Raw genomic sequence first — 26,068 nt, forward strand, 5'->3', positions numbered from 1 at the left:
GCCTACCTGCGTCCGCTCCTGTTGCAACAGGAGCGGACGCAGGTAGGCGGCGCGAATTTGGTGGTCGCTTGGGGCCTACTCACCCGACCGGCGGCGACGGATCACGACAACAGCAACTGCCACCACCGCCGCGACCAACCACACCAACCACTTGCCCGGCTTCGAACGACCTGGCGCCGGCAACGGGATCGTTTCGGTCTGCTTGAGGGCGGTGAACCGTGACGGTTGATCCGCCGGAACATCCGTCGGCACCGGAACAGGGGTCGGTACCGGGGCCGTGGTCTCTGTGCGGGGCACAGTCGCCGGCGGCTCTGCCGGTCCGTTCGCGGTCACGGACTGTGCCGGAGTGGACTTCGGCGGGGCCGTGTTGCGCGGTTTGTCCGGGCCACGTCGGACCGGGGGCTTCTGGGGCGCAGCTTTCTGGCTCGAAGCCTTCTTGGCTGCCGTCTTCTTGGCCGGAGCCTTCTTCGCGGGCACCTTTTTCGCCGGAGCTTTCTTGGCTGCGGCCTTCTTCGCCGGTGCCTTCCGCGGAGCTGTCTTCTTGGCCGGCGGTTTTGGCGCTGCGGGCGGATTCTCGGGCGAACCGTTCGGTGACTCGGGGACACCCTCCGGTTGGTTCTCGGATGCGGGCTGTGGATCCGGGTCGGCCATGCGGCGTCGCTCCTTCCAGGATCAGGCGAACGGGGGGTTGCGCGGTGGCCGGGCCACCGCCCGTCGGCGGCTGCGTGCCAACAATCATGCCTGGCTTCGGAGCGCTCGGCTCAGTTGGGTGCGGTCGCGCCCAGGCCGGCCGCCAGTCCGATCACCACTGCCATGACCAGTACTTCGGCGATGGCAAAGCGGAGGGATGAGGTTTCCGGGAAGCGGTGGTTCGCGGCGGCCGGAAGCCAACGATTTCGGAGGTAGAAGGCCGAGGCCAGCAAGATCACCAGGCCGATGGATTTTGCGATGAGGATTCGGCCGTATCCGGTTGTCCAGAGTGAGTCGATCGAATCGAGTTCGAGGACCGCGGCGACAACGCCGCTGAGGACCAGGGCGAGCACACACCACTGCGCCTGACGAGAGAATCGGGGCAGTCCGACGGCCCATGCCTTCCGGCCCCGGGCGGTGAGCGCCAGCGCGATGAGCGCGCCACACCACCACGAGGCGGCGAGCACATGGATGGCCAACACAATCGCACCGCCGGTCTGTTGCCGGAGATGTCCCGTGATCGGCTCCACCACCAGACCGAGTGCGGCCACGGCCGCTGCGGCCTCGGGTGCCACCAGGGTGGGCCGCTGGATCCAGACGAGCGCGGCGATACAGATCCCCAGCCCGCATCCGGCGCTGACAATCGCGGGCGTGGTGCCGCCGGCGTTCACGAAATCCCGGATACCGATGGTCGCGGGGGACTGTCCCACCCGCTCGGCGGCGTGTAGCCACGACGCGATCAGCGCCGAGATCGTCCACACCCCGGCGCCCACGGCCGTGAGCCGGAGGGCGCCGGGGGTGACGGGATCGGAACCGAGGAGGCGCAGACCGGCCAGGCCGAGAACGGTCATCCCGGACACCAGAGCGATGGCGTTCGCGACCGCGCCGGGGTCCGGCCCAGCCGGGCGGGCCAACAACCACGTCAGCAGTACCCCGATGCAGGCTGCGGGTACGGCACCGAGCAACCACTCACGTCGCGCCGTACCCGCAGTCATGCGTCCTACTTCTTGCGCTGCGGCCGAAGCGCGAACGCCAGCCCGCCCGCGAACAGGACCACCGCGGCGACGATGAACGGCCACACGGGGATTTCCGAATCAGACGAACCGTCGTCGTCGACCGATGCGCCCGGCGTTCCCTGGCCTTCTTCGGTCAGGGTGAACGTCAGCCGACCCTCCACCGGATGCCCGTCAGCCGACGTCACGCGGTAGTTGATCGCGTACTCGCCGGCCGGCCCCAACTCGGAGACCGGTGCACTCACCGTGCGTCCGGTGACCGTGGGTTCCCCGGACTGCCAGTAGTGACGATCCGGGCCCACCACGGTCAACGCCGGGAAACCCTCCTGCATCGGTTCGTTGAAGGTGAGCGTCACCCTCTCCGGGCCCACGGCCAGCGATGAACCATCCGCGGGATCCGAGCCGACCAGTGTCGCGTGCGCCGATGCGACCGGAGCGGTGGCGAAACCGGCCAGTGCGGCCAGGATCAGCGCACTGAGGGCGAGGGCAACCCGCCTCACCGGCGCGCGCGCAGCAATGCGCCGGTGCCGATGCCGATACCCAGCGCGCCCAGCGCGATCCCGATACCGCCGAGCCACAGCGCGGTGTTGTCGGAGTCGTCTTCGGAACTCTCGGACTGCGCGCTGGTCTCCACCACGTGTGTATCAGTCGAACCTCCGCCGTGGCCGTCGGCGGATGCGGCGCCCAGCGTCACGGTCGGTGCCGGCTTGTCCGGTTCGGGCTGACCCTCCACCGTGGGCTGATCCCAGGCGACGACCTCTCCGTCGGAATAGGTCTGGACCGCGGGGAATTCGACCGTCTCCTGCTCGGGCAGCGGACCGGCGGACAGTGCGAATCGGGCGAACTCTCCGGGCTTGATCCCCGGATTGCCGTCAACCGCGCGCCAGATCACCGACGTCGCCTCCTCGCTGGTGGCATCCTTGGTGATCTCGGCGGTCCATCCCGGCATCGGCTCGGTACGGGCCGACTTCAGGTTGGGCAGGGTCACGCTCACCGACACCGTGTTGGCTGTGTCGGATTCGTTCGGGACCCGGAACGTGACGACTCCGTAGCCGCCCTGGGTCAGGTCGTCGCCGGCCGCGGTCACGTGGGCGGATGCGGATCCGACACCGAGCAGAGTGCCGGTGCCGACGAGAGCTGTTGCGGCGATACCGGCACCGATGAGCCGGGCGCGCCGGGAGAATGAAGACATGCGTGATTCCTTTGAATAGAAAATGAGGTGTGACCACCCGACTGCGAGGTTGGGTGGCGAAAATCGGCGAACGGAATCAGATCGCCGGTGGACCTCGAACCCCGGTGCCCCCGAGTGCGATCAGGGTGATCAGCGGTTCGGGAGCCGGAGTGTGTTGTGCGCCTGAGCTATTGCGGTCCGTGACCGGTGCGCCGATCAGGATCCGCAGTGCCCGCAGCACCGACGTGATCACCTCATAGAGGCGGCCGGCGCCGGAAATCAGCAAGGCGCACAACGGTATTGCGATGAGGTGCGTGATGAGCATCGTGCTGGTACTGCTCTGATGCGACATCGTCATCGGCGCTGCGGTCGCGGTGAGCGCCATGTGTGCGGCGACCTGCGTGCCGGTCAGCAAGGCGAGGAATCCGGTGGCGGTCCTCAGATGCCTGCTCATCGCGCCGGCGGCGACGCCGAGCAACATCAGCAGGAGCAGTCCGGTGGTGTCCGGGGTATGACCCGACGCCACACCGTGGGCGGCAACCGCCAACGCCGGTGCGGTGAGAGCAACAGCCAGACCGGTCAGGGGCGTACTCCGAGTCGGGCCAGCAGATCGGCGTCGATGGCCTCGAGTTCACGCGAGATGGCCGCGTGCGCGCTACGACGGCGGGCGGCGGGCATGGTCTCGGCGGCGGAGACCGCCGTCGACAGATCGGACAGACGCTGGTTCATGATCGTCGTGAAGGTCTTGGTCTCGGCATCGGAGGGGTGCTTCGCGGAGAGCGTCTGCAGCGACGTGTTGGCGCCGGCGATCCGGGCCGACAGCGCTGCGCCGTGGCCGCTGTACTTGTTGAGTTCGGCAACCGGTACCCCGGCACGGTCGGCCTGGATGCGGTTGAGCTGTTCGCGGGCCGCAGTGCTGGCGCGGTAGGCCAGCGGCACCAGTACGGGCGAGAGGACCTTGGCCACCGACAGGTAGCGCTTGACGCGAACGGTGGACAGCAGTTTGCCGTCGGCGACCGCCTTCGCGTTCGCCTGCGCGATCTTCAGGTTGGTCTTGTTGGTGTCTTTGGTGAGCTTGGCGGCGTTCTTCTCGGCCTTTGTCCTGGACTTCTGTTCTTTTTTGGCGAGCTTGCGCTGTTGCTTGAGCTCAGCCTTTGCGAACTTCCGTCCGGACTTGTCTTCGAGGCGCGCTTCGAGTTTGGCTTTCGCCTTGAGTGCCTTTGCCTGAGCTTTGCGCTCTGCCCGACTGGTGCGTCCGGACTTGAACAGACCCATACGGTGAGACCCTCTCGTAGTGACCACCCGCCTCGTCGCCATCGGGGCGGTTTGCACAATTGTCGTGCAGTTGCGGTACAAGCATTACATAGCGTGGGTCCGGCGCACGCACCGCTGACGCGCACGGGAGGATGAGGTGGATGGCAATTCGTTCATCGGTGCCATCTGGCCCGAAAAGACCCCCGTTGCTCAGTCCCCGTGATCTGAGTGGATGCGAGCACCGCCTCGCCCGCGATTCCCTCTTTCCCAAGGTGGAGTCGGTTCCCGACGACCCCTCGGTGGCGCTGCGCAAAGAGGCGGCCGCCGATCACCGGCTGCGGGTCCGCGACATGCTCCACGGGCTACACGCCGACGAGCTGAACCGCTGGGCCGATGTCAGCGACGGGAAGACCACGCGGGCCCGGGGGAAGGCGACCGTCTCCGCGATGAACGCGGGCGCCAAGTGGATCTGGGGTGCCACCCTGCCCGACGACCCCGACTCCGGGCGACGGGGCTGGGCGGAGATGCTGATCCGGGTCGACACGGGATACGTGCCGGTGATCGTGGTCAATCACAAATCGTTCGATCCGGGTTCGGGCGCGGTCACGAGTCCGGTCTGGACCTGGCAGCCGTCGCTGGACGAGACCCGCAAGGTCCGGGGCAACACCCGCGACACGATCCGCCTGGCGCACCTGTACCGGATGTTGCAGAACCTCGGCAAGGCCGCCCCGACGCCGAGCGGTGGCGTGATCGGCCTCGACCCAACCGCGCTGGTGGTCCACGACCTCACCGACGCACTCATCCGGTACGACGACCTGCTGATCCGACGTCTGGGGATCGCCCGCGGCCAGGTACCCACCGCGCCGTCGAGGATCGGCGAGTGCCGGGGCTGCTCGTGGTGGAGCGCCTGCGGACCCGAGCTCGAACAGGCCCACGACGTCAGTCTGGTGGTCAATGGAAATCTCACGCAGATGCTGGCGACGGTCGGGGTGCGCACCATCGACGAACTCGCGGGATACGACGGTCCGCTCCCGGAAGGTTTGTCGAACCTGGACGATCCGATCCTCCTGGCCCGGGCATATCTCGCCGATGTGAAGCTGATCCGCCGGATGCCCGATGTGGTGGTGGCGCGGGCCGATGTCGAGGTCGACGTGGACATGGAGAGCTATCAGGACGACGGCGCGTACCTGTGGGGCACGCTCCTCACCGACAACACCGATCCGCAGCGTCCGGTGCGCTACATCCCGTTTGTCACCTGGACGCCGTTGCCGACGGTGGACGAGGCCCGATCCTTCGCGGAGTTCTGGGGCTGGCTGATGTCGGAACGGAAGTCCGCTATTGCGAATGGCAAAACATTTGCTGCATATTGTTATTCGCAACAGGCCGAAAACCGGTGGCTCCTCGGCTCCGCCGACCGGTTTGCCGGACATCCGGGTATACCGACCGTCGACGAGGTGAACGAATTCATCAATTCCGAACACTGGGTCGATATTTACGAGGCGGTCAGCCGGAATTTTCTCAGTCCCGAAGGAAAAGGTCTGAAAAAGGTCGCACCGCACGCCGGCTTCACCTGGCGTGATGACGAAGCCGGCGGCGAGGCGTCGATGCAGTGGTATCGGCGGGCGGTCGGTCTTGACGGTGACGACGTCGACCACACCCAGCGCGTGCGGCTGCTCGAGTACAACGAGGACGACGTACGGGCGACCAAGGCGCTGCGGGAGTGGATGGATGGTGGTGGAGCCCAGCACATTCCGTTGGGCTCAGAGCTGCCGGTGCCGATGCCCGTGGTTCAGGCAGACAACTGACCTGGTGACCCGCCGGCACCAGGGGGTGTTCAGCTGCGCAGCGAGCCGCGCAGTGATTCGAGGAAGGATCCACTTCCCAGAAGCGCCAGCGCGCCGAGTACAAAAAGCCCGGCGGGCGCGAGGTCGCGTGCGGTGTCGGCTCCGTAGCAGCCACCGGAATCGCCGGAGCCCAGAAGACATTGCGAGGACGTCGTGACCGGATCGATGGCGGTGACAACAGGCGCAGCGCTCACCGCAGTCGGGATCGGTCGGGGTTCGGCAGCCGGTGCGGGGTCGGGGGTCGCCGGCTCCACCGTCGGCACCGATTCGATTGCCGCGCCGCCTCCGGTGGGTCCGCCGCCGGACCCGCTGTCCGACGGCGGGACAACCGGAGCGATGCCGGCGGCGTCCGGAGTCTCGGGTGAGGTCGATGGCTGCGTCTTCGGGAGGTCGCCAGGGGGCCGGGTTGCGGGCTGCTGCGAATCCTGGCCGGACGACGTCGATCCGGTGCCGCCGGTTGGTGGGCGGTAGGTCGGGATCGGGACCCGCGGCGGCGAGGTCGTCATAGAGCTTGTCGTCGAGCTCTCGGAATCCTCCGGCTCGGGCAGGTCGGTACCGGACGAGGTGGTGACCGGGGTCGTCGAGCTGTGCGGACTGCAATGCGTGGACCACGACGGGCAGTGCGCCGAAGCCGAGGTATTGGTCAGAAACAGTGTGGAACCGCCGATGATCAGAGCAATTGCGGCGACGTAAACCGACCACCGCGGAGTACTCACGCGGCGTGCACGGTGCTTCGACATCAATCCTCCGGGTTGGCACGAACAAATCAGCTATTGAATTTTTCTTCTGTTCACGGTTTATTCAGGTGGGCAAGTCAGCGTTGACTCCGTCCATCGGATAGAAATTATGCGCCCCCGGAGCGCCTGAGCGCGTTTGGTAGCGATTTTGCGATAAGCTACCATATGGCAAACGGGCCGTACGGCGTAGTGAATTTTCCCAACTGCTAGCCGTTCGTGCTGCGGCGATCGGCCTCACTGAGAGACACCATTGATGCGTGTGGAGCATGGAATGACTGACAACCTGGAACCGATAGATCCCGAGACGACTTTCGATCCGGGCTTGTTCGCTCGGCGCCTCGAAGAGCTGTTCCGAACGGTACCCGGTCCCAACGGTCGCGCCTACAGCGCCAAGGCCATCGCCAACCGATCCACCGAACTCGGATTCCGACTGGGTGAGTCGTACTTGAGCCAGCTGCGGTCGGGCAAGGCCAAGTCGCCTTCCTTCCGCACGGTCGAGGGCATCTCGGCGGCGTTCGGGGTGGACGTCCACTACTTCCTCGAAGATCGAGCCGCACAGCGCACCCGGGACCAGATCGACCTCATGCGCCTGCAGGCCGATACCAACGTCCAGCTCGCGGCCTTCCGTCTCGCCGGACTGTCGAGTGATTCCGTGACCGTCGTCAACGAGCTGATCAAGGTACTGCGCGTGCAGCAGGGCCTGCCCGCCGATCCGCCCGATCTCCTGAAGTCCTCCGAGCCTGAACTCGGACACGGCCATTCCGGACTCCGTGTCGTCGAGAGGCATGAAGCGACCGACTAGATCTCGACAACGGCGGTAGCGTACTTCGGCATGCGGTCCGAACGATCCCTGCGGACTCTGTGCCGGCGCGAGCTCGCCGATCTCGACCTCGACCTGCCGCTCGACGCAGAGCAGTTGTGTCGATTGTACGGCGAGAAGCGTGGGCGCTCGATCAAGATCATCGCGCACCCACTTCCCGCCGGTATGCCCAATGGGGTCTGGCTGATGGCGGAAGACGCAGACTACTTCTTCTATCAGGCCAGCACCACCAAGCTCCACCGCGATCAGATCGTCATCCACGAGTTCGGGCATCTGATCGCCGGTCATCAGATTCTGGGCTCTGATCCCGCGATGCTCGCCGGCGGGCCCGGGACCGACGACGGCGCCGAGCAGCCCATGCAGGACGCGCTGAGCCGGACCTGTTACTCGGATGAACGTGAATGGGAAGCAGAGATGTTGGCCACGATCATCAGGGAATGGGCGGCCAAGGCAGCGCAAGGTGTCGGACGTTCGGCGCAGCATGGTGGTTTGCGGGGTATTCAGAGCGTGCTCGGGGGACATTCGGGATGGTTGTAGGTGTTGTCAACGCCGCTGCGATGGTGGTGTTCGCCGTTGCGTTGTGCTGGCGCATCGATCGGATCCGTCGCGAGCGTGCCGGTCTTCAGGCTCTCGCGATGACAGTCGCCGTCGCCACCATGACCCTGGCGTTTGTCGTCACCAACCCGCACGTGCGGGACTGGCTGGACACGACCGCGTTCACCGGCGCCGGACGCGTGCTCTTCTACTGCCTGTTGGCCATCGGGGTGGCCGCGCTGGTGGTCGTCTTCTTCTTCGGGGCCGCTGAGGAAGGGCGTCAGCGTCGCGCCGGGATGGAAGCGATCCCGCTGGTCATCGCGATGATCGGACTCAATGTGGCCATGCTGGCGACCCCGACCCCGGTGCGCACCAGGAATGTGTCGGAGTGGACGGTCCAGCACGTCGGTTTCGCCCTGTTCTTTGTCATCGCCGGCATCTATCTCATCTACGCGCTGGGCGCCTGCGTGTTGTCGATCGGCCGCTATGTGGGGCTGGCCGACGGTTACCTGCGGCACTCGCTGATCACCCTCCTGACCGGATTGGCGCTGGTCGGCGTCGGCTCACTCATCCAGACGGTGTTCGTGGTGTCGGCTGGGCTGGATCTGTTCAGCCTTCCGGTCCTGCTGAAGATCGCCGGGGTGGTCTCGTCGATCGGCGCGGTGCTGTTCCTGTTGGGGATTTCCTACCCGATGCTGCGGGCCCGCTGGTTGAAGCTCCGCTACGACATCCGCCACCGGCGCCACTACCGGGAGCTGAAGCCGCTGTGGGAACTGACCACCTCGGCGCTACCCGAGGTCGTGCTGCCTGCCCGCACGGGCGCCCGCGTGGCCGGCTCGATCAACCTCATGTATCAGCGCCGCATCATCGAGGTCCGGGATGCGCTGACGCAGCTCAGCCCGTATCTGCCGGACGACTTCGACGGCCGGCCGATCTCCGACCAGGCCGGCCTCATGCGGGAGGCCGTCGACGCCTATCGCGTGGCCGGCGGTTCCTCCGGTGCAGTCCGTGAGGTGCTCGGCGGCGCCGCTGATGATCTCGACGCGGACGCCGAGCCGCTGCTCCGGCTTTCGCGCGAATTGGGACGCCGCGGGCTGCCCGGCCCCGCCCGGCTGCGGCACAACGCGGCCTAGACCCCTAGAAGCCGGGCCCTGTGAAGGACCCGGCTTTGGTGTGGGAGCGACAACTCGCTAGCGCGGAGCCATCCGCAACGCGCCGTCCATCCGAATGGTCTCGCCGTTGATGTAGTCGTGGTCGACGATGAACGCCGCCAGCTTCGCGTAGTCCTGCGGGTCGCCGAGACGCTTCGGGAACGGTATTCCGGCCTCCAGCGTCTTCTTGAATTCCGGCGTGATGCCGTCGAGCATCGGGGTGTTGATGGTGCCGGGGGCGATGGTGCACACGCGCACGCCGACCTGCGCGAGGTCCCGCGCGGCGGTGATGGTCATGGCATGCACGCCGCCCTTGGAGGCGGTGTAGGCGATCTGACCGATCTGGCCCTCGAATGCGGCCACGGACGCGGTGTTGATGATGACGCCACGCTGATCGTTCTCGTCGACGGCGTCCTGCGACTGCATGCGGTTGGCGGCCAGGCGCATCACGTTGAACGTGCCGAGCAGGTTGATCTCGATGACCTTGCGGAAGAGGTCGAGTTCGTGCGGGCCCTTCTTGGTGAGGATGCGGCTTGCCCAGCCGACTCCGGCGCAGTTGACGGCTACCCGCAACGGGGCACCGGATTCCTTGATGGTGTCGAGTGCGGCTTCGACGTCGGCTTCGCTGGTGACGTCGGCGGCCAGGAGGGTGACACCCTCGACCGGCTCGGCCTTGTCGATCGACGGCTGCAGATCCAGCCCGAACACGACCGCGCCCGCATCGGCGAAACGCTTGGCGGTGGCTGCACCCAGACCTGAGGCTCCACCGGTGACCAGTACTGCTGATCCTGAGATCTCCACGACTTGATGCCGTCCCTTCTAGAGTGTTACCGGGGAATGTTCGAGACCCCGCATGGATACACCCTAGTCAGCGACTTTCGTGACGGGACGGTCGGCGTCGTCGTCGGCGGTCGGGGCCGACTTGCGGGCCTCCTCGCGGCGGGCGCTGATCAACCAGGTCCCGACCATGACGATGACCGCGACCACGCTGACCGTTGCGACGGTGGTGCCCCGGTCGCCGGCGGCAACCAGGCCGTCGATGGTCAGCCACGCGGCGAACACGAAGAACAGCACCGCGGCGCCGTAGGCGATGACCGTCTCCGGCAGGCGCTTGCCCAGCATGGCACCGACACCGATGGCGAGGGCGTCGGCGGCGACCATGCCGATGGTCGACCCGATCCAGACGCCGATCCAGTTGTGGTCGGTTGCCAGGGTGATGGTGGCGAGCATGGTCTTGTCGCCGAGTTCGGCGAGGAAGAACGATGCGATGACGGCGAACAGCACCGACTTGTTGACGCGGTCTGCCTTCGACGACTCATCGTCGTCGAGGCTGTCGCCGCGAATCGTCCAGAAGCCGAACACCAGCATCGCGAGACCACCGGCGATCGAGAGCAGGTCGGACGGGATGGAGAGGCCGAGGAAGTGGCCGGCGGCCACGGACACCGCGTGCACAAGTGTGGTGGCGATGGTGATGCCGAGCAGGACCACCCACCAGCGGTACTTGAGTGCGTAGGTCATCGCCATCAGCTGTGACTTGTCGCCGAGTTCGGCCACGAAGATCACGCCGAAGCTGACCAGGAATGCGGTAGTCACCTAGCCAACGTAAGCGCCGTTCATACTTAAAGCAACTGATTGTCCAGCCGTATTTGCCCAGGTGGGGAGCCCATTTTTAGAAGTTAGGCAACCCGAAACTTAGGTTTCCCTTACCCGCTTCTTCGACGGTCGGTGACCCGCGGGGCCCTGACGTGCGACGACCCTGCGTCCGGACCCGGTTTCAGGCCGCGAGGAGCATCGCGAGAACAGCGGTATCGGGGTCGGTTCCGAGGTCGACGCCGATCTGATTCCTCATCGTCACCACCGTGCCGTCGGCCTCCGCCTCGGCCCACCCGGCGCGATGTTCGAGGCCGAGTTCGGGAAGTCCGGGCAGCAGCACACAGCCCGACGCGACGTCCGAACATTCCGGCAGCGACGGTGTGGTCTCCGACGGCGGGTGCAGCATGAACAGCGCGGGCGGTGGTGTCGTGAAATGCCTGGTCTCGGCGAAGTTGTTATCGAACACGCTGCCCACCGCGAGCATCAGCCCGACGGTGTCGGGGTCGCAGGCTTCGGGCCGATCCTCGATCACGCTGAAAACGGTTGTGGTCCGCAGAAATCCGGGGCGGCAAGCGATGCGGACCGAGGCAACGAGCGTTTGGGTCCATTCCAGGGTCGTATCGGGCCAGCGCCCGGAGATCAGGATGCCGCGCAGTTCGCCGTCGTGGTGAAAGGGCGTGAGGCCTATCGGTTTCAGACCGGACCGCGGTGCATCGTGGCCGGTGGCGTCCTCGTTCATTGGTGACCTCCTGTTGCCGGAAGTGACTGTCACGGTGGGTGGGTCGCCGATGACCGGACCCGCATCGGCCGATCCCGAGCCGGGGTCGACGTGGCGGGTTTTTCCACTGTCATCGCAGCATGCCTGGCAAACGGTTGGCACACAAGCCGACTCGAGTGCTAAACGGGAGGGTTAACACGGAGTTTCGAACTCGGGTGAACAAACTCCGTGAACAACAAACGGCGACCGTCCCCTGGATGGGGAGGCCGCCGTCCGAGTATGGAAAACGATCAGGACGTGGTCCGGGGTGCTCGACTATTACCCGATCGAACCTCTGGACCCCGACAATCTGGTCCGGCAGAGACCTGCCGGATCGGTGGAGTCAGGCTATCGCCTTGGCGAAACGCTCTGCGGCGTCTGCCCAGTTGACGATGTTCCACCAGGCCTTGACGTAATCGGGCTTGACGTTCTGGTAATCGAGGTAGAAGGCGTGCTCCCACATGTCCAGCATCACGATCGGGACCTGTGACGGGGGGATGTTCCCGCTCTGGTCCGTGAGCTGCAGGATCACGAGCTGGCCGATGACCGCGTCGTACGCCAGGATGGCCCAGCCGCTGCCCTGCAGGGTGACCGCCGCGGCGCTGAAGTGTGCGTGGAACTTGTCGAAGCTGCCGAACTGATCGTCGATTGCTGCCGCCAACTCGCCTTCGGGCTTGTCGCCACCGTTGGGCGACAGGTTCTTCCAGAAGATTGAGTGGTTGGTGTGGCCACCGAGGTGGAACGCCAGCGTCTTCGTCAGACCGTGGACCTTGTCCGCGATGGTGCCGTCTTCGCGGGCCTCGGCCAGCTTCTCCAGGGTGGTGTTGAGCCCCTTCACGTAGGTCGCATGGTGCTTGCTGTGATGCAGCTCCATGATCCTGCCGGAGATGTGCGGCTCGAGAGCTGCGTAGTCATAGTCCAGATCCGGCAAGGTGTATTCAGACACGATGTTCCTCTCACTATGTGGGGACCGATCGCCCCCGCTAATTGTCTTTGTGCGCTGGTCATTTTGGGGTTTCTCCAAATGGGCGCCCTTCTACCCTTACGTAGGGGATGGGGATGTGCAATACCGCACGCCGAATGCACCTCAAGCCCGGTTGAGGTCTGAGGTGTGGGATTTCGATGCCGTGCGGGCTCTCGACCGGCGGCTATGCCAAAAAGATGAGTGCGAGCAGGAGGGCAAGAAGCGCGACGATGCTGATGCTCGTCGTGATGCATCTCGTAGCGACATTGATGGGTTCGGATCCCGGCCAGGGGCTACGGCGGCGCTCGAAGATCCGGGCGTCACTGCCGGTGCTGGTCGAGGATGCCACTCAATCTCCTGCCGTCAAGCGATCAGTGTTCCACCCGGAGTGACTGCGATCACAGGGCCTTGTGTCGACAGCTAAACACGTCTGCTCTCAGGACTCAAGCCGGGTCCGCACAAGCGGGACCCAGTTGTTACGAAACCTCGGCCGAGGGCCCGGGGACCTGGGAGGCCCACCGTTGTCCCGACTATCATCGCCTGCGGGCACCCGAGGAGATTCCCGCACGTCCACACGCGACAGATGACCGAGGCGGAGGAGGGTCGATTGGCACGCCCGACAGCGGCGCAGTTGTACGCCGCGTACGGCGACAACGCGGACAGCGACGTCACCCTCCGCCTACTCCGATCACGCAACGCGGTCCCTTACCTCGCGATCATGGCTGCGCGTCTGGCCGACGGGCAGGTCGATGGTGACCATCTCGCGGCCGGAATCGAAAAGGATCTCGACGACCTGGCCGGACACTGGACCGACCGTGGCTGGGAACTGCCTACGCCGGAGGACCTCCTCGATCGGTGGGTGAGGGCCGGCTATCTGGCTCGCACGCTGAAGGGTGATTCGGCGATCGAGCGCTATCAACTCACCCGAGGCGCGACCCAGGCGATCGCCCAGGTGCAGGCCGTCCGGCAGAACCGCACGGTGGCAACCGAGACCGTGCTCGAACTCGTGATGTCACGACTGTCGAACATTGCGGTGGCGATTGACCCCGACCCGGGCGAGCACATCCGCGACATCGACCAGAAGATCGCCGAACTGTCCAGGCGACGTGACGAATTGGCGGCCGGTGCGATTCCGGCGGTGGATACACGCCGGGTCCTCGACGACATCCGGATGGTCAGTTCGCTCGCCGAGCGCATGCCTGCCGACATCATCGGCTACGGCGAGAAGATGCGCGTGAACTCCCGGGAACTCCTCACCTCCGGCATCGACGCCGAGCAGGGATCACACGCGGACGTCCTCAACCGTATGTTCGACGGGCACGATGCACTCGCGGACTCCGACGAGGGCAAGGCGTTCGACACCTTCTACACACTGATTGCCGACCATCGTCTGCGAGAGGATCTCGAGTCCAGCATCTCCCGGATCACCACCGGCCTGCCGCACCTCCCGCCCGACCTGCTCGACACCCTGACCGGCTTCATCGACCGGATGTGGGACGAGGTCCAGGCGGTCGACGAGGTGCGAGGACAGGTGTACCGGCGTATCAACACCTTCGTGAAGGACGGCGACTTCCTCCATTACCGCGCGCTCCGGTCCCAGATCGCCGACGCCCAGCGGGCTGCCATGGCCGCATTTGTGGAGGCCGGCCCCGGCCGGGACATGGGGATCGAGGTCCCGATGAGTGCGGCAGTCACCAATTCCGTTGGTGCGCTGGTCTTCCACGATGGGATCGTGGAGTCGCCGGGCGCGGTGGCCGACACCGCCGGTGAGATCAGCATCAACCCCGCCGATCTGGTGGGCGTGGAGTCGATCGACTGGCATTCGCTGACCGACGCCGTCAACGCGGCTCTCGGTGGTGGTCCGGCCGGGATCGACGAGGTGCTGGCCCGGCTGCCCGAAGCCCGGACCGGTGACGTGGTCGGGATCTGGTCACTGGCCCAGCGTCACGGTGCCACCGTCGACGACAGCACCGTCACGGTGCTGGCCCACACGGCCCGTGGTCTCCGTGAAATCCACCTGCCCGCAGTCAGATTCACCAGCTCTCTGCCCGATCCGATCACGGCGTTGCCGCACGAGGTGATGCACCTGCTCGACGAACCCACCGATGCCGCGCCCGCCCCCGACGCATCCGCCCCCAGCTCAACCAGGAGAGGTCGATGACCACATCGGAAGATCAGGTTCCCGAACAAGACGGCGCCGCCCCGGATGTCGCCGACGGAGCCGTTGCCGCCCAGGAGGGCGACGACCTGTTCGTCGACTCACCTGTTGCACTCGAGGCACAGCCGGTTGACCTGTCCCACTTCGCATTCGACGGATCTGTTCCTGTAGGTAGCATCACTGAACCCAGGATTGATGCCCGCTTCGACGGTGACACGTCGGCATTGCCGGCTCCGGTCTGTTACGCATTGCAGGAACTTGTTGCCGCAGCCCATGTCTCGGTTCGCTCGCGCAACTGGAAGACCATCGAGATCAATGAGGAGATCATCCGGTCGAGGTTGTCGGAGCTGAACCTGCAGCTGGAGATCAATCGCGAACACAAGTACGCGTTCACCAGGCAGGTCTCGGAGAACGACCCGCGGCAGCGCAACATCCTGCGAGCGCAGACCCTGACGCTGGCGGCATCGGTGCTGGCACTGTTCCTGCGGCAGAAGTATCTGACCAGCGCCGACGAGTCGGTGGTTGTGGAGCGCGGCGAGATCGTCGACCACATGCTCACGTACAAACCGGTGTCCGACACCGACGAATCCGGGTTCGTCAAACGTATCGACGCCGCGATCAACCAACTCGAATCCCGCAAGATCATCCGGGCGCTACCGGGCACCGACCGCTACGTGGTGCTGGGTGTGATCGCCTCGCTCCTCGGACCCGAACAGGTGGCCGCCTACACCGAGGCGTATCGACGCCTGGCCGGCGACTTCGACGAGGCCGGCACCGATCTGACCGAACTCGACGATCAGGAGCGCACGTCATGACCGAGACCCTGGCCCGAGACGAAGCCGAAGGCGGAGCTCGACCCGTCGCCCGAGACGAAGCCGAAGGGCGACCGGACACTGCCGGTAAGCGCACGCTCAATATCGGGCAATTCCGTTTGACCAGAATCCAATTGGTCAACTGGGGTACCTTCGACGGCTACAAGGACTACGCGATCGACGAGCGCGGTGTGATGCTCACCGGTCCGTCGGGGTCGGGGAAGTCGTCGATGATGGACGGCCACTCGGTGGTCCTGCTGCCCACCTACGATCAGGTGTTCAACGCATCTGCCGATCTCACCGCCAAGGGTGCGAAGAAGGCCGTCCGTTCGATGGCCGACTACGTTCGCGGTGCCTGGGCGGAGAACGACGATCGTTACAACCAGTCTCAGGTCCAGTACCTGCGGGCCGACGGAGCCACGTGGTCGGCCATCGCTGCCACCTATGACAACGGCGCCGGATCGGCGACCACCGCGGTTGCGATCAAGTGGTTCCCCGGTTCGGGCACCGACGGCAGCTCGCTGCGGTCCTGGTATCAGCTGCACGACGGACACTGGGATCTGCTGGCGCTCAACAGCTGGGCCCAGGGCGGTTTCGACATCCGGCGCTTCCGGACGACCAACCCGACCGTCGAGTGCTTCGACGTGCAGAGCGCCTATCAGGAGGCGCTGCGCCGGCGGGTAGGTATCGGCCAGTCGTCGGCCGCGTTGTCGCTGATGGGTAAGGCCAAGGCGATGAAGAACGTCGGCGACCTCAACCTGTTCATCCGCACCTACATGCTCGACCGCCCCGAGACCTACGCCAAGGCCGAGCGGCTGGTGGAGAACTTCACCCAGCTCGACGAGGCGTATCAGGCGGCGGCGCGCGCGAATGCGCAGGAACAGGTGCTGCGCCCGATCCCGGACGCCTGGAAAGCCTATTGCAGCGCTGAGGAATCCACCACGAGGGCCGGTACGTTGCTGGGCCCGCCGATGCGTGGCTTCATGCGCGAGCATCGATTGACGTTGTTGACCGAACGCCTCGACCGGATCGACGCCGACCGGTTGCGTCTGGACAACGAAGTGGCCAACTGGGAGAACCTGGCCGACGAGCGAGAAGAACGCCATGGATCACTGCGCGACCAGCTGACCTCTGAAAAGGGTGAGTTGACAACTCTGGAATCAGAGCTGAAATCGTTCGAGCAGCAGGTGACCGCACGTAACCGGGCGTACGAGCGTTACGCCACGCTGGTGGGTGGTCTCGGCGAGCAGACCCCGGAGAACCAGGACGAGTTCGCGGCCCTGAGGTTGAGGGCTCCGGAAATCGCCAGGGCAGCACGGGAATCAGCCGACCGGCTGGCGACGTCGGCGCATTCGTTCTTTGCCGCCGAGACCGACGCGCGCCGGGCGTACGAAGCTGTTGTCGAGGAATTGGCCAGTCTCAACACCCGACGTTCGTTGCTGCCGCGGGAAGTGCTGGCGCAACGGGATGGCATCGCGCAGGCCACCGGAGTACCGGCCGAAGACCTGCCGTTCGCGGCCGAACTCATCGATGTCGACCCCGACGAGAAGGACCTCTGGGCCGGCGCCGCCGAGCGGGTGCTGCGGGGCCTGGGCATGACGATGCTGGTCCCGGAGACACACCGCCGGACCATCGGTGACTTCGTCAACCGCACCAACATCGGTGGTGTTCTCGAATACCGTGTCTACCAAGAGAATGCGTCGTCTCCGAATGCTCCGGTACCGGGGTCGCTGGCAGAAAAGCTCCTGGTGGACCGGCGGCACCGGGCCGGGTCGTGGCTGGCTGATGTGGTGGCGCGTAGCGCCGAACACATCTGCGTCGACCTACCTGCTCAGCTCGAGAACCATCTGCTGGCGGTGACGCCGCAGGGGCTGGTGAAGTCGGGGCGCGACCGCTTCCGGAAGGACGACCGCCGATCGGTGTCCGACCGTACCCAGTGGATCCTCGGTTCGAACACCGACGGCAAGCGCGCCGCACTCGAAGAGTCCCGTGATCAACTCGAAGCGGTGTATCGCGAGGCTCGTCAGGCAGCTCAGGACAAACGAGACCTGTTGGAACAGAACAGGGAACGCGCCAAGAACGCCGATGCGCTGGCCGGGTACGCCTCTTGGGCGGAGCTCAACTGGTGGTCATCGCGTCGCGACGCCGACGAGTTGAACGCCCGGATCGACCGGGTCCGCGAGAACCGGGTCGACCTCGCCGAACTCGAAGAGCAGGTCGAGATCGCCCGCGCCGATTGGCGTGAGGCGGTGGCCCGGGTGGGCGCGCTCGGTGATCAGTTGGGCCACATCGGATCTGACTGGGACCGTTGGTTCACCGAGTTCGAGCAGGTCAAGGCCGAGAACTTCAAGCTCGACGACGCCGATCGCGAGTACCTGGCCACGGTGCTCGCCGAGACCTTGTCCGTGGGCGGCAAAACGCTGACCCTGGACAACTACGGCGAGGTCCGGTCGGATCTGCGTAACTCCCTGGAAGCGATTGTCGGCAAGGCGAATGCCGAACGGGACGGCGCCGAGAACAAGGTCGTCCGGGCGGCGGAGGCCTTTCTGCGGGAGTGGCCCGAAGCGTCGGCGAACCTGAGTGCCACCGTCGAGTACGCCGCCGACCTGGTATCGATCCACACCAGCCTGGTGGAACACGGACTGGCGTCCACGCAGCAGCGTTTCCGGCAGCTGATCACCACGGACATCAGCCATTCGGTGTCGAATCTCTACAAGGAGATCACCGACACCAACAAGCGGATCACCCGCGGGATCGCCGAGGTCAACCTGGGATTGCACCGGGTCGACTTCAACGAGGGCACCTACCTGCAGATTGCTCAGCTCCACAATCCGACCGACGAGTCGCGGGAGTTCGCGAAGATCGTCGACCAGATGATCCGGGATGCCCCCGCTGCCAAGGGTGGTGACGGTGCGGTGCTGGCGCGCCAGTTCTATCGGATCCGTGATCTGGTGGCCCGCCTCACCGGAACCGACGCCGAGAGCCGCCGCTGGTGCGACAACGTCCTCGACGTCCGCAACAGCTACACGTTTTACGGCAAGGAGCTTGCGGCCGGCGCAGCGGCGGACGATCCGCCGGTGCACACCTACCGCAACACCGCGTCGAACTCCGGTGGCGAGCAGGAGAAGCTCGTGGCGTTCTGTCTGGCTGCAGCACTGAGCTTCTCGCTATCGCATGGAGAGGACCATCGTCCGGGCTTCGCGCCGCTGATGCTCGATGAGGCGTTCAGCAAGTCCGATGAGACCTTCAGCTCCCAGTCGCTGCGGGCGTTCGAGCAGTTCGGATTCCAGCTCATCATCGCCGCCCCGATCCGCATGGTCGGCATCGTCGAACCCTTCATCGGACAGGTGATCCTGGTGGACAAGCAGATCGGTGAGACCGGCGCGCGCTCCGATGCCCGGGTGGCCACGTTCGGCGAGCTCGCCGAGGCGCGGGCATCCGGTGGACTGAAGTAGAGGACGGGACGAACATCGCATGGCCGGACCGATCAGTCTGCGGCAATGGAATCGGACGCTGCTGCAGCGACAGCATCTGCTCGAGCGGGTCGACGAGGATGTACTCGATGTCCTCGATCGGTGCGTCGGGCTGCAGTCCCAGGACCCCAGGGTCGCGTTCTTCGGATTGTGGTCGAGGATAACCGATTTCGACCCGGCCGACCTAGATGATTTGATGACCGGTCGCGAGGTGGTGCGCATGGCGTTGTTGCGCAGCACCGTTTTCCTGATGGACTCCGAGGATGCTCGCTGGGTGCGGCCGCTGGCCCAGGCGAGTATGGACGGCGAGATGCGGAACAATCACGTCAAGCATCTGGCCGGTGCCGATCCCGTGGAGGTCGCGGCCCAGGGGCGCGAGTTGCTCAGCGGTACAGAACTTTCCGTGAAGGCTCTCAAAGAGGCTCTGTCGCAGCGCTGGCCGGATGCCGAGGCCGGCTCCCTCGTGACCGTGGTGCGCTGTCTTGTTCCGCTGGTCCAGGTGCCCCCGCGTGGCACCTGGGAAGGGTCGGCCACCACCACCTACAGCCTCTATGACGACTGGTGCGGCCCCGGAGAATCGGCGGTGACGGGTGACGAGGCGGTCAAGGACCTCATCCGGCTCTACCTGCGGGGGTTCGGGCCGTCGACGATCAAGGGCTTGCAGAGTTGGGCCGGGATGACACGTCTGCGTCCCGTCGTAGAGGCGATGGAAGCCGACTGGGAGCTGGGTAAGTTGACCGGCCCCGATGGTGAGGAACTGTTCGACATCGAGGGAATGGCACTGGCCGACGAAAGCCTCTCGGCCCCGGCACGTCTGGTCGCGCCCTTCGACAACATCGTTGTCTCGCAGGGCACGGACCGCCGGCGGGTGGTCGACGACGAGATCTTCCCGAAGTTGGTCACGCCCAACGGACGTTCGCCCGGGTTCGTCCTGGTGGACGGCCGGGTCGCCGGTACCTGGAAGCCGGTCAAGGCCGGAAAGAAGACCACCATCGACATTGACTACCTGGTCAAGGTGTCAGCGTCCGGCAAGCGTGAGGTCGAAGCCGAACGAGAGCGCCTCACCGCCTTCTGCTACACCTGACGTTCCGAGTCCGCAGTTGTGAAGACATCGGCCGGTGTCGACTGCTTCACAACTGCAGACTCCTCGAGGAGGGCTAACGCACCAGCATGGTGCCTGAGCAGGCGGTCGAGGGGATGGCCCACAGAGCGTTGCGGTTCACCGCGGAGACGGTGAAGGTGACGGTGCCGGGGCCGGTGTCGAGTGAGAACTCAGGGCCGGAGACGTAGCTGCCGATGTGTGCTGAGTCGTACGCGGTCCCGGTGCGTCCGGTGTTGACGTTCCGCCAATCCAGGCGTCCGACCGACTCGTATCCGGTGCCGGGGATGAAGAACGCCCACGGAGTGGAGACGTCGCGGATCGCCGCGTTCACGCGTCCGGTACCGGTCGACGTCACGAACAGGCGGGCGGTGCTGAACGGCTGATCGACGATGTTGGGACTCACGCCCCAGCAGCGTTCCATGGGGACAACGGTTTCTGCGGTGGCCTGTCCGGCGCCGAGGGCGCCGACTCCGATGGTGGTGGCGAGCGCGATCATCGCGGCAGCGGCGCGGCGTCCGATGTTTTTGTGTGCCATGGTGTCTGTCTCTTCTGGGTCGAAGTGAACGAGCTTCTTCCTTTGAGGTATCGCCAGGTATCTCTGTACCGTCTCCGGACGGACTGATGTTCATTCCGCTGAATGACATCCCGGCGAAGACAGTACGTCGGTTGCATCGTGTCACTCCGGCAGGTTGCCCGAACGTGGATTTCGGTGGGTGATGCAATATCTGCGCCCGATCGGGTCTGCCATCACGGTCCAGAAACGGTGATGTTCGACGACGGTCGCGCCCCATCCCTCGTGGCGCGCAACCTCTTCTTCTGGGTGTGTGCTCGCCAGATCCAGATGACCGCCGATGTGATCGGAACCGACCCGCTGCAGCAGGACTCGCAGCGGCATCTTGGCCGGCCGGCGCAGATTGCGGAACTCAGGCTGCAGACCTTGTCGCCACGGCCACGTGGTCAGCGCGGCCCAGAAGTCACATTCGGCGTCGAAGTCGGCGGCCGGCACATCTATACAGAGCTGATCGATGATGCTGATCGTGTCCCCGGGCCAGCGGATCGGGCGCGAGCGTTCACTTTCGCCGTGCCAGGGGACAACACAGAAATCGAACCCGCCGGGGGACTGCAGGACCACGACATCGGGATTCTTCGAGACGATCGTGGCGCCGAGCGTGGTCGCATGTGACACCGATTCGGACACGTCGTCCACATGGAGGTCGAGGTGGACGCCACCATCACCGGAGTCGACCCGCTGCACCCGCAGATGGGGGTCCCCGTTGAACGGTTCCAGCGAGGCGAACTCGCGATGAGCGCCCCGGGCAGGTGAGACCGTGCTGCCGGCGATCGCGCGCCAGAACGTGACCTCATTGCTGAAGTCATCGTGGGAGAAGTCAAGGAAGGCGGAGAGCCATCGGACGGCCATACCTGCCAGTGTGGCGGGTTCCGGGCGACGCTGCGAGGCCAATCCGCCGGTTCAGTCCGCATATTGTGGACGAATGGGTCCGTTCAAGAGAATCGCACGCAAGATGGCGAAGGCGCACGCCGACAAGGTCGCCGTGGTGCGCCTCGACGGGCCGATCGGTGGGATCGGGCCCGGACGCAGCGGACTGACCGCGGACAACCTCGAATCCAACCTGAGGCGGGCCTTCGACACGGAGCGACTCAAAGTGGTTGTACTGGTCATCAATTCGCCCGGTGGGTCACCGGCGCAATCGGAGTACATCGCCGAGCGTATCCGGCAGCTGTCGTCGGAGAAGGGCGTGCGCGTCCTGGCGTTCTGTGAGGACATCGCGGCATCGGGCGGCTACTGGATCGCGTGTGCCGCCGATGAGATCTACGCCGCGCACACGTCGATGGTCGGTTCGATCGGGGTGGTGTCGAGCGGATTCGGGTGGCAGGAGCTGATCGGGCGCGTCGGTGTGGAGCGCCGTGTCCACACGGCCGGTGAGAACAAGTCCCGTCTTGATCCCTTCACACCGGAGAAGCCCGAAGACGTGGCCTGGTTGCGAGCTCTGCAAGAAGACCTCCACGGTGCCTTCATCACCTGGGTGCGGCAGCGACGCGGAACCAAGCTCGTCGGCACGGACTCCGAGTTGTTCAACGGTGACGTCTGGGTGGGCCGCGGTGCGGTGGATGTAGGGCTGGTCGACGGTATCGGTGTCCTGCGGTCGGTGATGGCCGAACGCTTCCCTGATGCCGAACTGGAGATCATCGCCTCTCCCAAGCCGCTGCTGGCACGACTGACCGGAGGTGTCGCGTCGGAGCGCGCGTTGGCGGGCGCGAGCGCGGAGGCCGTCGAGGGCTTCTTCGGCGGGGCCTTCGCAGCGGTCGAGCGCCGGGCTCAGTGGATGCGATACGGGCTCTAGAACCGCCGGTATCACGCCTTCCACCCGCTCTCCAAAACGTACTTCGGGGTGGTACGGATGTGACGGATGGGGTGTGGATAGATTGTCGGTCCGGGCGATTACCTGTGAGTAGCCACCTTCTGGAAACCTGAAGTTATCCACAGGCACCCCCTAATGTGCTGGTTCAGACGGTGTCGACCAACACTCAACCTGTGGATGAGGCTGTGGAAACTGTGGAGAAGTTATCAACAAAGGTGGCCAGGAAGTGAAGCCCGTCACAATTTCAGTTGAAGCTGGCTGCATAACATGTCAGATGCTCAATCGTCGACTCGGATTCGGCACGGAATTGAAAAAACTGAAGGTCCTGTGGATAACTTGTTGATAAGTCTCAGCCCGTGCCGCGCGCACGCCGTGCGTGCCACCATGGACGAGTGAGTATGTCGCAAATCCCGTCTGTGTCCGTTACCGAGCTGCCGGCCGATTTCGTTGGTGAGACCGCTCGGGTTCTCTTGGACGTTCGTGAGCCTGATGAGTGGGCCAATGGTCATGTGCCCGGTGCCCTGCACATCCCCCTCGGGGACGTACCCGCCCGCATCGACGAAATCGACATGAACGCCGACCTCTACGTCATCTGTCACGCGGGAGGTCGGTCGGAGCGAGTCCTCGGCTATCTGATGCAGCGCGGGTACGAGGGCGTCAACGTCGCCGGGGGCATGATGTCCTGGGCCCAGACCGGCCGGCCGTTGGAGTACGGATCGGGGGCAGGCGGAGCGACCCCCGCCCCGGGGAACTCCCCGTGAGCAGACCCAGCGGAGCGCCACCGGCAAGGGACTACTGCCCGAACTGCCGTATCGCCGGTCCTCACGATCCGAGCAGACCCCGGTGTCCGCGGTGTAACGGTCCGCTGACACCTCTGGACGCGTACGGCCGGGTCGCTCGTCAGGATGCCCCGCCACGTGCCCAGATGACTCCCGGGACACCGATGGCTCCCGGCGCCCCGATGACACAGGCGCAGCGCAACCACACCTACGTGCCTCCCCGGGCGTCTGCGGTTCCCGCCGCACGTCCGGCACCGCGCATGAGCCGGCACGTGAAGTGGGTGGCAACACGGCCGGCAGCGGCGCGTGCGGCCGGTCGCCGGAGGATTGCCGCCGAGCCGACACCGACACCGCACTACGACCACAACCCCGGTTGGGGTCTGATCGACATCCCGCCGGCCGAGCCGGTCGCACCACGGAAGACCTACGTCGAACGGATGGCGGCGAGACTGCCTCGGCTGCTCATCGCGTCCGCGGTGGTGCTGGTGCTCGCGGCGATCGCGCAGACCTGGGTCTACGTATTGCTCGTGATCAACCTGGAGTCTCCGGTCGGCCGGGCGATGGCCGTGGCGGCCCGGACGTCGGTGATCGCCACCGGTGTGGCCGCGCTCGGCATGATGCTGGCGTGCCTGATCGGTGTCGCGGGCTGGCTGATGGACGAGCGCCGGCGGGCCTACGCCCGGCACGATCAGCGCGATCCCCGTTCGCCCGAGCAGATCATGCTGGGATGCTGGATCCCGATCCTGAACCTGGTCAAGCCGCTGGCATTCTTCCGTGAGCTCCTCGATCGCCGCGACGATCTGCTGCCCGATTACACCGGGAAGCGGCTGTGGTGGCTGTGGGCGGGATGGCTGTTGGTCAATGCGCTGGTGATCGGCGGCCTCGGCATCCGGATCTTTGCCGACACCCTGGTCTGGCAGTCGAATGCACTCGCGATGGTCATCGTTTCGAACCTGCTCAGCGCGGTGTTCGCGATGGCGCTGTGGTGGACGATCACCCGGCTCTTCGCACGCGAGGCGCCGGCAGCGGCGCCGAAACGGTTCCTGGTCGCGGCATGAGTGACACGCCGAGGGTGGTCCGTCAGGAGAAACCGGCGGTGGTCGCGCACAGGGGTGCTTCGGGTCATCTGCCCGAACACACCGTGGCGGCGTACGAACTGGCTCTGGAGCAGGGGGCCGACGGACTCGAATGCGACGTGCGGCTGACGGCCGATCACGAATTGGTCTGCGTGCATGACCGCACGATCGACCGCACCTCGGACGGATCGGGTGTGGTCAGCGAACTCACCCTTCCGCAACTCCGGGAGTACAACTTCGGCGCCCGGCACAGTTCGGGCCACAAAGCCGACATCCTCACCTTGCCCCAGCTCCTGGAGCTGACACTCGACTGGAAGCGGCCGGTGCGGCTGTTCATCGAGACCAAGCACCCGGTGCGGTTCGGAGGGCTCGTCGAACAGTTGCTGCTGGCAGAGCTGCAGCGATTCGGCGTCGCGAGTCCGGCATCGGCCGACCACAGCAGAGCCGTCGTGATCTCGTTCTCCACCGCGGGTGTGTGGCGGATCCGCCGCAACGCCCCCATGCTGCCCACGGTGCTGCTGGGCGACACCGCCCGATTCCTCGGCGGCAGCGCGGCCACCGCGGTCGGTGCCACCGCGATCGGGCCCTCGATCTCGACGTTGCGCGAACATCCCGACGCCGTCGACCGGGCAGCCGCCGCGGGCCGCGCCACGTACTGCTGGACCGTCGATGAACGACGCGACGCCACTTACTGCGCCGACCTCGGCGTCGGCTGGATCGCAACCAACTACCCCGACCGGGTCCGTGGTTGGCTCGCTGCGTAAGTTCGGGGGCGTGGCAAAGAAGAGTAAACGTGGCAGTGGTCCACGCCCGGGAAGTAATCGCGCCGAGCGGGTAGCAGCCCGAAAAGAGCGGCAATCGCAGGCGTCCGCTCCCGTTCAGCGTCCGTTCGCGGGCCTGGCCGCCGAATGCGACCTGGTGGCGCTGCGTTCCTTCGTGGCCTCGGCGACCGCCGAACTCCCCCTGATCGCCCCGGGCACCAACCCGGTCAGATTGGTGACTGTTCTGCCCGGCGCCGGACCCGCGCTGGTGCGTGAAGAGGATTCGGCGACGGTCGGCCTGGTCGCGTTGCAGACCCAGCCCGAACCCGACGAGCCGGGCGATGCCCTCGCCGCCGCGATCTCGTGGGCGACGGAAAGTGCTGCGGGCGAGTCGCTTTCGCAGGTCGACACCGCCGGCTCGAAGTCTCTCGCCGAGGTTCTCGATCCGGCCGCGTCGCTGACGGTCACCGTCCACGACGACTTCAACTGGTGGATCGAGGGACAGGCCGACCCGGCTCCCCAGATCAAGGCGATGATCGAGCAGGCCAACGCCGCGATCATGCCGACCGCGCGGCTGGACGGCGATTTCGTCGGCGCCCCGTGGTGGGTCGACGCCGGTGAACGTGCCCACCTGCGGTGGGTTCGCCCCGAGGACGAAGACGAGATGATGGCGGCGCTGGCGCGGGTTCACGCTGCCGGTGGTCTGACGCTGGGCGAAGGATCGCGGTTTGCCGGCTCGTTCCGCACCCACGGCCTGCTCGTCCCGGTGTTCGACCTCGACCGCGAACTGCATGCCCAGGAATGGACCGCGGGCGCGGACAGGTTCAACGAGTTGCTCAACGAGGCACTGGCCTCCGATGCCGAGCTGACCAGCGAACAACGCCGGTCCCGCGACGGTATCCGGGCACGTCAGGTCACTCTGCGGTAGTCGGATCGGACAACACAGAACGGGCTCGACCGGATCAGATCCGGTCGAGCCCGTTTGTTGTGGTGGAACT

Annotated in this window: 27 protein-coding genes; 14 read left to right on the plus strand and 13 right to left on the minus strand. The window is 65.5% G+C overall.

All coding sequences use genetic code 11. The annotated features are described in order from the left end of the window. Positions 1 to 75: 75 nt before the first annotated feature. From VIQ49_RS13905 to VIQ49_RS13930, 6 genes are all read right to left on the minus strand, one after another. Positions 76 to 651, minus strand: coding sequence for a hypothetical protein (locus VIQ49_RS13905; protein WP_331885526.1), 576 nt, complete (start codon positions 649 to 651; stop codon positions 76 to 78). Between the two features lie 110 nt (positions 652 to 761). Beyond that, the gene (locus tag VIQ49_RS13910) at positions 762 to 1,685 is read right to left on the minus strand and encodes a copper resistance D family protein (protein WP_331885528.1); all 924 of its coding nucleotides are present in this window, start codon (positions 1,683 to 1,685) and stop codon (positions 762 to 764) included. 5 nt (positions 1,686 to 1,690) lie between these two features. Beyond that, positions 1,691 to 2,203 carry a copper resistance CopC family protein gene (locus VIQ49_RS13915; RefSeq protein WP_414731636.1) on the minus strand — a complete coding sequence of 171 codons (513 nt, stop codon included), beginning with the start codon at positions 2,201 to 2,203 and terminating at the stop codon, positions 1,691 to 1,693. Beyond that, on the minus strand, positions 2,200 to 2,895 hold the full coding sequence (locus VIQ49_RS13920) for a YcnI family protein (protein WP_331885530.1): 696 nt from the start codon (positions 2,893 to 2,895) through the stop codon (positions 2,200 to 2,202). The genes VIQ49_RS13915 and VIQ49_RS13920 overlap by 4 nt, the downstream gene beginning before the upstream one ends. Before the next feature lie 76 nt (positions 2,896 to 2,971). Then, positions 2,972 to 3,421, minus strand: coding sequence for a hypothetical protein (locus VIQ49_RS13925; protein WP_331885532.1), 450 nt, complete (start codon positions 3,419 to 3,421; stop codon positions 2,972 to 2,974). Positions 3,422 to 3,453: 32 nt separating this feature from the next. Next, complete coding sequence (locus tag VIQ49_RS13930; RefSeq protein WP_331885534.1) at positions 3,454 to 4,149, minus strand: DUF6474 family protein; 696 nt, start codon at positions 4,147 to 4,149, stop codon at positions 3,454 to 3,456. A gap of 140 nt (positions 4,150 to 4,289) precedes the next feature. Between VIQ49_RS13930 and VIQ49_RS13935 the strand changes: the two genes are divergently transcribed. Further along, a complete protein-coding gene (locus VIQ49_RS13935) occupies positions 4,290 to 5,933 on the plus strand; it encodes a TM0106 family RecB-like putative nuclease (RefSeq protein ID WP_331885536.1) in 1,644 nt (547 codons plus the stop codon). 29 nt (positions 5,934 to 5,962) lie between these two features. Here the strand turns inward: VIQ49_RS13935 and VIQ49_RS13940 are convergent, their stop codons facing one another. Further along, a complete protein-coding gene (locus VIQ49_RS13940; RefSeq protein ID WP_331885538.1) occupies positions 5,963 to 6,712 on the minus strand; it encodes a hypothetical protein in 750 nt (249 codons plus the stop codon). 268 nt (positions 6,713 to 6,980) lie between these two features. On the opposite strand from VIQ49_RS13940, the gene VIQ49_RS13945 reads away from it, so the two are divergent. Genes VIQ49_RS13945 through VIQ49_RS13955 form a run of 3 tightly spaced genes read left to right on the plus strand, consistent with a single transcriptional unit; the run spans position 6,981 to position 9,196 of the window. Next, positions 6,981 to 7,511: a helix-turn-helix transcriptional regulator gene (locus tag VIQ49_RS13945; RefSeq protein WP_331885540.1), complete on the plus strand. Its 531-nt coding sequence runs from the start codon at positions 6,981 to 6,983 to the stop codon at positions 7,509 to 7,511. Positions 7,512 to 7,541: 30 nt separating this feature from the next. Next, complete coding sequence (locus tag VIQ49_RS13950) at positions 7,542 to 8,066, plus strand: hypothetical protein (protein ID WP_331885542.1); 525 nt, start codon at positions 7,542 to 7,544, stop codon at positions 8,064 to 8,066. Next, on the plus strand, positions 8,057 to 9,196 hold the full coding sequence (locus tag VIQ49_RS13955; protein WP_331885544.1) for an MAB_1171c family putative transporter: 1,140 nt from the start codon (positions 8,057 to 8,059) through the stop codon (positions 9,194 to 9,196). The genes VIQ49_RS13950 and VIQ49_RS13955 overlap by 10 nt, the downstream gene beginning before the upstream one ends. Positions 9,197 to 9,253: 57 nt before the next feature. Here the strand turns inward: VIQ49_RS13955 and VIQ49_RS13960 are convergent, their stop codons facing one another. From VIQ49_RS13960 to VIQ49_RS13975, 4 genes are all read right to left on the minus strand, one after another. Beyond that, a complete protein-coding gene (locus tag VIQ49_RS13960) occupies positions 9,254 to 10,015 on the minus strand; it encodes an SDR family oxidoreductase (RefSeq protein ID WP_331885546.1) in 762 nt (253 codons plus the stop codon). Positions 10,016 to 10,078: 63 nt separating this feature from the next. Beyond that, complete coding sequence (locus VIQ49_RS13965; RefSeq protein WP_331885548.1) at positions 10,079 to 10,807, minus strand: TMEM165/GDT1 family protein; 729 nt, start codon at positions 10,805 to 10,807, stop codon at positions 10,079 to 10,081. Between the two features lie 181 nt (positions 10,808 to 10,988). Then, positions 10,989 to 11,546 (minus strand): peptidase, encoded by a 558-nt coding sequence (locus VIQ49_RS13970; protein ID WP_331885550.1) that lies wholly within the window; start codon positions 11,544 to 11,546, stop codon positions 10,989 to 10,991. A 361-nt stretch (positions 11,547 to 11,907) separates the two neighbouring features. Further along, a complete protein-coding gene (locus VIQ49_RS13975; protein WP_331885552.1) occupies positions 11,908 to 12,510 on the minus strand; it encodes a superoxide dismutase in 603 nt (200 codons plus the stop codon). A gap of 248 nt (positions 12,511 to 12,758) precedes the next feature. Here VIQ49_RS13975 and VIQ49_RS13980 point away from each other — a divergent pair, with 248 nt between their 5' ends. The 5 genes from VIQ49_RS13980 (at position 12,759) to VIQ49_RS14000 (ending at position 20,055) form a co-directional block, all read left to right on the plus strand. Next, positions 12,759 to 12,920 carry a hypothetical protein gene (locus VIQ49_RS13980; RefSeq protein ID WP_331885554.1) on the plus strand — a complete coding sequence of 54 codons (162 nt, stop codon included), beginning with the start codon at positions 12,759 to 12,761 and terminating at the stop codon, positions 12,918 to 12,920. A 215-nt stretch (positions 12,921 to 13,135) separates the two neighbouring features. Beyond that, positions 13,136 to 14,689 (plus strand): DUF3375 domain-containing protein, encoded by a 1,554-nt coding sequence (locus tag VIQ49_RS13985; protein ID WP_331885556.1) that lies wholly within the window; start codon positions 13,136 to 13,138, stop codon positions 14,687 to 14,689. After that, positions 14,686 to 15,501 carry a DUF4194 domain-containing protein gene (locus VIQ49_RS13990; RefSeq protein WP_331885558.1) on the plus strand — a complete coding sequence of 272 codons (816 nt, stop codon included), beginning with the start codon at positions 14,686 to 14,688 and terminating at the stop codon, positions 15,499 to 15,501. The genes VIQ49_RS13985 and VIQ49_RS13990 overlap by 4 nt, the downstream gene beginning before the upstream one ends. After that, the gene (locus tag VIQ49_RS13995; protein ID WP_331885560.1) at positions 15,498 to 18,953 is read left to right on the plus strand and encodes an ATP-binding protein; all 3,456 of its coding nucleotides are present in this window, start codon (positions 15,498 to 15,500) and stop codon (positions 18,951 to 18,953) included. Before VIQ49_RS13990 ends, VIQ49_RS13995 begins: the two co-directional genes overlap by 4 nt. A 19-nt stretch (positions 18,954 to 18,972) precedes the next feature. Continuing rightward, a complete protein-coding gene (locus VIQ49_RS14000) occupies positions 18,973 to 20,055 on the plus strand; it encodes a winged helix DNA-binding domain-containing protein (protein ID WP_331885562.1) in 1,083 nt (360 codons plus the stop codon). A 73-nt stretch (positions 20,056 to 20,128) separates the two neighbouring features. Here VIQ49_RS14000 and VIQ49_RS14005 read toward each other — a convergent pair whose 3' ends face one another. Then, positions 20,129 to 20,608: a hypothetical protein gene (locus tag VIQ49_RS14005; RefSeq protein ID WP_331885564.1), complete on the minus strand. Its 480-nt coding sequence runs from the start codon at positions 20,606 to 20,608 to the stop codon at positions 20,129 to 20,131. Between the two features lie 141 nt (positions 20,609 to 20,749). Next, entirely contained in the window at positions 20,750 to 21,493 is a 744-nt protein-coding gene (locus VIQ49_RS14010; RefSeq protein WP_331885566.1) for a VOC family protein, read from the minus strand. A gap of 73 nt (positions 21,494 to 21,566) precedes the next feature. On the opposite strand from VIQ49_RS14010, the gene VIQ49_RS14015 reads away from it, so the two are divergent. The 5 genes from VIQ49_RS14015 (at position 21,567) to VIQ49_RS14035 (ending at position 25,998) form a co-directional block, all read left to right on the plus strand. Beyond that, a complete protein-coding gene (locus VIQ49_RS14015; protein WP_331885568.1) occupies positions 21,567 to 22,436 on the plus strand; it encodes a S49 family peptidase in 870 nt (289 codons plus the stop codon). A 416-nt stretch (positions 22,437 to 22,852) separates the two neighbouring features. Beyond that, complete coding sequence (locus VIQ49_RS14020; protein ID WP_331885578.1) at positions 22,853 to 23,215, plus strand: rhodanese-like domain-containing protein; 363 nt, start codon at positions 22,853 to 22,855, stop codon at positions 23,213 to 23,215. Between the two features lie 164 nt (positions 23,216 to 23,379). Continuing rightward, positions 23,380 to 24,291 (plus strand): DUF4328 domain-containing protein, encoded by a 912-nt coding sequence (locus tag VIQ49_RS14025; protein WP_331885570.1) that lies wholly within the window; start codon positions 23,380 to 23,382, stop codon positions 24,289 to 24,291. Continuing rightward, complete coding sequence (locus VIQ49_RS14030) at positions 24,288 to 25,073, plus strand: glycerophosphodiester phosphodiesterase (RefSeq protein ID WP_331885572.1); 786 nt, start codon at positions 24,288 to 24,290, stop codon at positions 25,071 to 25,073. Before VIQ49_RS14025 ends, VIQ49_RS14030 begins: the two co-directional genes overlap by 4 nt. Before the next feature lie 10 nt (positions 25,074 to 25,083). Beyond that, complete coding sequence (locus VIQ49_RS14035) at positions 25,084 to 25,998, plus strand: DUF5926 family protein (RefSeq protein WP_331885574.1); 915 nt, start codon at positions 25,084 to 25,086, stop codon at positions 25,996 to 25,998. Positions 25,999 to 26,068 lie beyond the last annotated feature (70 nt).

Origin of the sequence: Williamsia sp. (genome assembly GCF_036566845.1) — a bacterium.
Classification (GTDB): domain Bacteria; phylum Actinomycetota; class Actinomycetes; order Mycobacteriales; family Mycobacteriaceae; genus Williamsia.